We start from the raw sequence: 1,035 nt of genomic DNA, 5'->3' as shown, positions 1-1,035 counted from the left end.
TCATCGATAGCCGTCACGACGATGGCGTCGTCAGACAGGGGGATGGTGTCGCCGTCGAAGTCGGTCGCCGTCATGGCGCCGCCGAGGTTGAGGGTGAGGATGTTCTCGCCCTGAACGAGGTCGTGGTCGAGCGCGGCCTTCAGCGTGAAGGTCCAGACCCCGGTCGTCGGGTTGATCGACAGCTCGAAGACCTCCGTCGTTCCGGCATAGGCCTTGAGCGTGTTGCCGGAGACCGTGGCGGTGTCGATTGCCACCCCGCCCGAGTAAAAGGGGTCGCCCCCGTCGAGATTTGCGAGCCAGGTCGAGGCAGCCACATTCTCCGAGCCGTCGCCAGCCCAGGCCAGCGCATAGCCGCCGCCTGCTGCCGGACCGTCGGCACCGAAGTCGACGATGTCATCGAGATCACCCGTCGCGGCGTTGGTGGTGATGTCTAGGCCGCCCGCGCCCGGCAGGGTGTCGTCGTCCAACTCCCCGTCGATGCCGCCCGCACCCGCGCCGTCGAGCGTGTCTTCGTTGCCGGCGCTGGAGAGACCCGCGTCCTCCTCCTCGACCACGCCCGTGGTGCTGTCATTCGCCTCCTCAGGCTTGTCGTCGATCACCTCGACATAGACCGTGTCCGCGGCCAGGTCGACATAGTCGCCGTCAAAGTCCGTCGCCCGGATAACCGTCGAGAAGTCGATGTAGTTCACCGACCCTTGGACAACTCCGGAGCCGTCCTTGCCGTCGATCAGCGCCAGGTTCTCTTCCGAGGCAGGGCTCGCCTGGTCGATGTGATCAAGCACCTGGTATTGCGTGTAGGTCCAGGTCGCGTTGTTATCTCCCGACAACTCGAACTTGAGCACCAGCGTGTCAGACAGCCCCGTCTCCGCTGAGGCAACCGTATCGTAGCCCGCGTCGTTCGAGTCCGCCCCGGGATCGCCCCTCTCGATGTAGCCGTAGAGAATGTTGTTCGTCGTATCGAGGTCGTAGACAACCGCCTCGCCCCCCGAGAACAGGTCCGGAAGATCCCCAAGACCCGACGACGTCAGCGAGAAG

Annotated in this window: 1 protein-coding gene; it reads right to left on the bottom strand. The window is 64.6% G+C overall.

The window, feature by feature from the left end; translation table 11 throughout:
• On the bottom strand, nt 1–1,035 hold a 1,035-nt coding region (locus ACKLNI_RS00405), incomplete at both ends, for a DUF5801 repeats-in-toxin domain-containing protein (protein ID WP_413717014.1).

It is taken from the genome of Silicimonas lutimaris (genome assembly GCF_047314965.1).
Classification (GTDB): domain Bacteria; phylum Pseudomonadota; class Alphaproteobacteria; order Rhodobacterales; family Rhodobacteraceae; genus JAVJUV01.
Note: the sequence above shows the minus strand (reverse complement) of the source record. Positions and strands in the feature narration are given on the sequence as shown.